This window comes from Kitasatospora sp. NPDC056651 (genome assembly GCF_042792155.1).
Taxonomy (GTDB): domain Bacteria; phylum Actinomycetota; class Actinomycetes; order Streptomycetales; family Streptomycetaceae; genus Kitasatospora.
In genome coordinates, this window is the sequence record NZ_JBHTWX010000151.1 from 1 (window position 1) to 5,743 (window position 5,743).

Consider the following 5,743-nt stretch of genomic DNA (forward strand, 5'->3'; position numbering starts at 1 on the left):
TTGTCGCCGCCCCGCGGGCCGGCCCCCCCCCCCCCGCGGGGGGCGCCGGGGGGGGCGGGGCTGCGGGGCGGCGCCCCCCCCGGCGGGCGGGCCCGCCCCCCGGGGGGGCCGGGCCGGGCCCATCCTCGGCACGCCGCCGACCCCCCGCACAACGTGAGAGAAGAAGAAACCAGTGACCGCTGAAAATCGCACCGTGGTCGTCACGGGTATCGGCGCCTTCACGCCGCTGGGCGCCGACGCCGCCAGCACCTGGGAGAACCTGGTCGCCGGCAAGTCCGGTGTGGCTGCCCTGACCGAGGAGTGGGCCGAGGACCTGCCGGTGAAGATCGCCGCCAGGACCGCCGTCGAGCCGGGCGAGATCCTGCCCCGCCCGCTCGCCCGCAAGCTGGACCGCTCGGCCCAGTTCGCGCTGATCGCCGCCCGCGAGGCCTGGGCCGACGCCGGCTTCGAGACCCCCGCCACCGACGAGTCCTCCAAGCTCGCCCCCGAGCGTCTGGGCACCGTCATCGCCTCCGGCATCGGCGGCGTGACCACCCTGCTCGACCAGTACGACGTGCTGAAGGAGAAGGGCGCCCGCAAGGTCTCCCCGCACACCGTCCCGATGCTGATGCCCAACTCCCCGGCGGCCAACGTCGGTCTGGAGGTCGGCGCCCGCGCGGGTGTGCACACCCCCGTCTCCGCCTGTGCCTCCGGCGCCGAGGCGATCGGCTACGCGATCGAGATGATCCGCAGCGGCCGCGCCGACGTCGTGGTGGCCGGCGGCACCGAGGCCGCGGTCCACCCGCTGCCGATCGCCGCGTTCGCCAACATGATGGCGATGTCCAAGAACAACGACCACCCCGAGCGCGCCTCCCGCCCGTACGACAAGGCCCGCGACGGCTTCGTCCTCGGCGAGGGCGCCGGCGTGGTCGTGCTGGAGTCGGTCGAGCACGCCGAGGCGCGCGGCGCCCGGATCTACTGCGAGGCCGTGGGCCAGGGCCTGTCCTCGGACGCCCACCACATCGCCCAGCCCGAGCCGACCGGCGCCGGCGTGGCCCGCGCGCTGGCCGACCTGTTCGAGCGCAACGAGCTGGACAAGGCCGAGATCGTGCACGTCAACGCGCACGCCACCTCGACCCCGCAGGGCGACACCGCGGAGCTGAAGGCGCTGCGCAAGGAGCTCGGCGACGACCTCGACCACATCGCCGTCTCGGCCACCAAGTCGATGACCGGTCACCTGCTGGGCGGTGCCGGCGGCGTCGAGACCGTCGCCACCGTGCTGGCCCTGCACCACCGGGTGGCCCCGCCGACCATCAACGTCGAGAACCTCGACGACGACGTGGACGCGGACATCGTCCGCGAGGCCCGCCCGCTGCCCGCGGGCCGGATCGCGGCGCTGAACAACTCGTTCGGCTTCGGCGGCCACAACGTGGTGCTGGCCTTCCGCACCCGCTGACGCCCATGACGAAGGGGCCGGCGCTCTCGATGAGCGCCGGCCCCTTCCTCGTGTCCGCCCGGCCCGTCAGACCACCTGGTGCAGCCAGCGCACCGGCGCGCCCTCGCCCGCGTACCGGAAGGGCTCCAGCTCGTCGTCCCAGGGCTTGCCGAGCAGCCGGACGATCTCGGCCTCCAGGTCGGCCCCCTCGCTGCGGGCGCGCAGCAGGACGGCCCGCAACCGGTCCTCGGGGATCAGGATGTCTCCGTGGATGCCGGTGACGGCGTGGAAGATGCCGAGCGAGGGCGTGCTGCTGTACCGCTCCCCCTCCGCCGTGGCGGAGGGCTCGCTGGTCACCTCGTACCGCATCAGCTGCCAGCCGCGCAGCGCGGAGGCGAGCTTCGAAGCCGTGCCGAGCTCTCCCTGCCAGGACAGCTCGGCACGCCAATGCCCGGGTGCGGCCGGCTGGCGGATCCAGTCCAGGCTCACCCGCACACCGAGCACCCCCGCGACGGCCCACTCGACGTGCGGGCACAGCGCGCGGGGCGCGGAGTGGATGTACAGAACTCCACGTGTCGTCACCGGGACCTCCAGGCTGTGGACGAGGGTCGCCTTCCCCGGCTGCCTCATGCCTACAGTTGACCCGCAGTTACCCACGTCAGCCGACATTAAGCTACTAAATTGAGCAAAACGGACAGGCTTTCGCTCAATGCTAGTCGAATCCTCAACGAGGTCTACCCCTCGGCCGGATCTCTCCCCCGAACGGCCCCATCGCCTGGCGGGACCACCGTACCGCGCGACGTCACAAGACGGATGACACACTTTCGGATCCGGCCGGAATGCGGTAATGCGGCTCCGGGCACCGCGCCCGGCCGCCGGGGCCGCCACGCGAACCGCCCCGCCACCCGGTCGGGGCGGCGGGGCGGTCGGATTCCTGACGGGACGTCAGCCTTCCAGGCGGACGACCATCTTGCCGGTGTTGACGCCGCGCAGCAGGTCGAGGAAGGCCTCGACGGCGTTCTCGAAGCCGTCCACCACGGTCTCCTCGGTGCGCAGTTCACCGGACCGCAGCCAGCCGGACACCTCCGCGACGAACTGGGGCTGGAGCGCCGCGTGGTCGCTCACCAGCATGCCCTCCAGGCGCAGCCGCTTGCCGATGGCCAGCGCGAGGTTGCGCGGCGCGGCCGGCGCGCTGGTGGCGTTGTACTGGGCGATCGCGCCGCAGAGCACCGCGCGGCCGTGCGTGTTCAGCGCGCCGATCGCGGCCTCCAGGTGGTCACCGCCGACGTTGTCGAAGTAGAGGTCGATGCCCTCGGGGGCGGCCTTGGCGAGCTGCTCGGCGACCGGGGCGGCCTTGTAGTCGAAGGCGGCGTCGAAACCGTACTCGTCCACCAGCTTGGCGACCTTCTCCGCCGAGCCGGCCGAACCGACCACCAGCGAGGCGCCCTTGAGCCTGGCGATCTGGCCGACCATCGAGCCGACCGCGCCGGCCGCGCCGGAGACGAAGACCTTGTCGCCCTCCTTGAGGCCGCCGACGGCGAGCAGGCCGGCGTAGGCGGTCATGCCGGGCATGCCGAGCACGCCGAGGTAGGCGGAGAGCGGGGCGGCGTCCGGGTCGACCTTGACCGCGTGCCCGGCGTCCAGGGTCGCGTACTCGCGCCAGCCGAGTCCGTGCAGCACCACGTCGCCCGGGGCGAAGCCCTCGACCCCGGAGGCGACGACGTGACCGACCGCGCCGCCCTCCATGGCCCGGCCGAGCCGGAACGGCGGGGCGTACGACTTCACGTCGTTCATCCGGCCCCTCATGTACGGGTCCACCGAGAGGTAGGCGTTGCGGACCAGGATCTCGCCGGGGCCGGGGGTCCGGACCGGGGCCTCGGCGAGGGTGAAGTCGGTGGGCACGGGCCAGCCCTGGGGGCGGGCGGCGAGGTGCCATTCACGGGCGGTCGCGGGGGTGGCCTGCTCTGCCATCGAGGCACTCCTTGAGGTCGGCGCGGCTGTGGTGTCACACGCCTGAAAGGTTCAGTAACTAAAGTAACGATGGGCATGAAAGGTTCATGCTGTCAACTTTTCAGGTAGACTCTCGACCATGAGCACCCAGCCGGTCCAGGACGCCGCGCCGCAGTCCGACGAGATCACCCGTGAGGTCGTCGACCTGATGGCCAACCTGGTCGCGCTGTTCCACCGCGAGTACGAGGACGCCGCCGCCGCCCGCTCGCTCACCGGCGCCCAGGCCAAGGTGCTCGCCCTGCTGCGGCGCGGGCCGATGCCGATGCGCCAGATCGCCCAGACGCTCAGCTGCGAGCCGTCCAACATCACCGGCATCGTCGACCGGCTCGAATCCCGCGGCTTCGTCACCCGCGAGGCCGACCGGCACGACCGCCGGGTCAAGCTGGTCGCCGCCACCGGCACCGGCTCGGCCGCCTCCGAGGAGCTCCGCGAGTCGCTGAACTTCGCGCGCGAGCCGCTGGCCGCGCTCGGCCCGGAGGAGCGGACGGCGCTGCGCGACCTGCTCCGCCGGATGCTCGCGGGCGCCTCCGGCCCCGGCGCGTGACCAGCATCACAAGGTTTCCGGGCTGTTCATAGGCCCCAGGGGGGTAACCGAACGGGCTTCCGGAACGTCTAACGTTCGAACATCGAACGCTGGGAAATTCCTGAAGACGGGGGGCACGAGGATGAGCAGCAGCACGCGCCGACGCCGCTACCTGCGGACCGCGATCGGACTGGCCGCCGTGCTGGTGCTGTCGGTGGTGGGCGCCGGAGCCTGGTTCTACCACCGGCTGGACAACAACATCACCACCTTCGACGCGGGCGGTGTCGCCACCGAGCGCCCGCCGTCCCCCGTCCCGGCCACCCCGGGCGCCTCCGTCCCGGTCAACGTGCTGCTGCTCGGCTCGGACAGCCGCGAGGACGGCAACGACTCGCTGGGCGGCGGCGACGTGGGCGTCGGCAACTCGGACACCGCGATCCTGATCCACGTCTACGCCGACCACAAGCACGCCGTCGGCGTCTCCATCCCCCGCGACACCCTGGTCACCATCCCGTCCTGCAAGCTGCCGAACGGCACCTGGACGAAGCCGAAGACCGACCAGATGTTCAACTCGGCCTTCAGCGTCGGCCTCTCTCCCAAGGGCAACCCGGCCTGCACCCAGAACACCGTCGAGAAGCTCACCGGGCTGCGGGTCGACCACACCATCGTGGTCGACTTCAAGGGCGCGGCCACGATGTCCGAGGCCATCGGCGGCGTGGAGGCCTGCGTGCCCAACGACGTCAACGAGTACGGCATCCACCTCAAGAAGGGCGTCCAGAAGCTCTCCGGCCAGTCCGCGGTGGACTACCTCCGAATACGCCACGGCATCGGCGACAACTCCGACATCGGCCGGATGAAGCGCCAGCAGGCCTTCCTCTCCTCGATGATCAAGAAGGTCCAGGGCCAGGGCTTCTCGCTGCCCACCCTGCTGCCGCTGGCCGACGCGGCCACCAAGTCGCTCACCGTGGACGAGGGGCTGGGCACCGCGATGAAGCTGGTGGACTTCGCCCGCTCGGTCCAGGACATCAAGCTCTCCGACGTCTCCTTCGTCACCGCGCCCTGGCGCTTCGCCGGCGACCGGGTGCGACTGGTCCAGCCGGACGCCGACACCCTGTGGAAGCTGCTGCGCGAGGACCGCACCCTGGACGGGCAGAGCACCGCCGGGACGGGCCAGGCGATCGCCTCCCCCGGCGCCGACCCGGCCGGTGCGAACACCCCGCTCACCCCGGAACAGGCCGCGACGCCGATCACCGTGGTCAACGGGGTCGGCACGCCCGGCCTGGCCGGCTCCGGCTCCGAGACGCTCAAGGCGCGCGGCTTCCAGGACATCACCCTCGGCCACAACGCCCCCGGGCACCAGAACACCCTGGTCTCCTACGACCCCGCGCTGAAGGCCGCCGCCGACCAGGTCGTGGCGCTCTTCCCGGGTGCCAAGGCGGTCGAGGAGCCCGGCACCGGAGCGATCACCGTCACCCTCGGCGCCGACTTCCGCTCGGCGGGCACCCAGATCAACTCGGTGTCCGCCCCGAGCCCGGCCCCCGGCGCCCCGACCGGCCCCGTGGCCGGCGCCATCCCCGCCCCGAACGGCATCCCCACCGGGATAGCGGAGAACACCCGCAACGCCGACACCGATCCCTGCGCCGACCTGACCTTCGGCTGATCCCCGGCCCCGTCACCGGGCGGGCCGGGCCCACAGCCGGGGCGGCCGGCCCGGGGCCCCGGCGGGGCGCCGGGGGGCCGGGGGGGGGGGGCCCGCGGGCGGCCCGCCGGCCCGCCCCGGGGGCCGCGGGGCGGGGGAG

At 72.7% G+C, this 5,743-nt stretch carries 5 protein-coding genes; 3 read left to right on the forward strand and 2 right to left on the reverse strand.

What is annotated here, in order from left to right:
• Nucleotides 1–172 precede the first annotated feature (172 nt).
• On the forward strand, nucleotides 173–1,435 hold the full coding sequence (gene fabF / locus ACFRAR_RS35865; protein ID WP_380704107.1) for a beta-ketoacyl-ACP synthase II: 1,263 nt from the start codon (nucleotides 173–175) through the stop codon (nucleotides 1,433–1,435).
• A gap of 66 nt (nucleotides 1,436–1,501) precedes the next feature.
• On the opposite strand, the gene ACFRAR_RS35870 is transcribed toward fabF, so the two are convergent.
• Nucleotides 1,502–1,996, reverse strand: coding sequence for a DUF3145 domain-containing protein (locus ACFRAR_RS35870; protein WP_380704135.1), 495 nt, complete (start codon nucleotides 1,994–1,996; stop codon nucleotides 1,502–1,504).
• A gap of 363 nt (nucleotides 1,997–2,359) precedes the next feature.
• Entirely contained in the window at nucleotides 2,360–3,385 is a 1,026-nt protein-coding gene (locus tag ACFRAR_RS35875) for an NADP-dependent oxidoreductase (protein WP_380704109.1), read from the reverse strand.
• 118 nt (nucleotides 3,386–3,503) lie between these two features.
• Between ACFRAR_RS35875 and ACFRAR_RS35880 the strand changes: the two genes are divergently transcribed.
• Both ACFRAR_RS35880 and ACFRAR_RS35885 read left to right on the forward strand, forming a co-directional pair.
• The gene (locus ACFRAR_RS35880; RefSeq protein ID WP_380704111.1) at nucleotides 3,504–3,968 is read left to right on the forward strand and encodes a MarR family winged helix-turn-helix transcriptional regulator; all 465 of its coding nucleotides are present in this window, start codon (nucleotides 3,504–3,506) and stop codon (nucleotides 3,966–3,968) included.
• A 121-nt stretch (nucleotides 3,969–4,089) separates the two neighbouring features.
• Entirely contained in the window at nucleotides 4,090–5,604 is a 1,515-nt protein-coding gene (locus tag ACFRAR_RS35885) for an LCP family protein (RefSeq protein ID WP_380704113.1), read from the forward strand.
• Nucleotides 5,605–5,743 lie beyond the last annotated feature (139 nt).

What these genes read in the sequence shown, in the direction of transcription:
- ACFRAR_RS35875 (WP_380704109.1), bottom strand. Translation starts at nt 3,385, where the DNA reads ATGGCAGAGCAGGCCACCCCCGCGACCGCCCGTGAATGGCACCTCGCC.
- ACFRAR_RS35880 (WP_380704111.1), top strand. Translation starts at nt 3,504, where the DNA reads ATGAGCACCCAGCCGGTCCAGGACGCCGCGCCGCAGTCCGACGAGATC.
- ACFRAR_RS35885 (WP_380704113.1), top strand. Translation starts at nt 4,090, where the DNA reads ATGAGCAGCAGCACGCGCCGACGCCGCTACCTGCGGACCGCGATCGGA.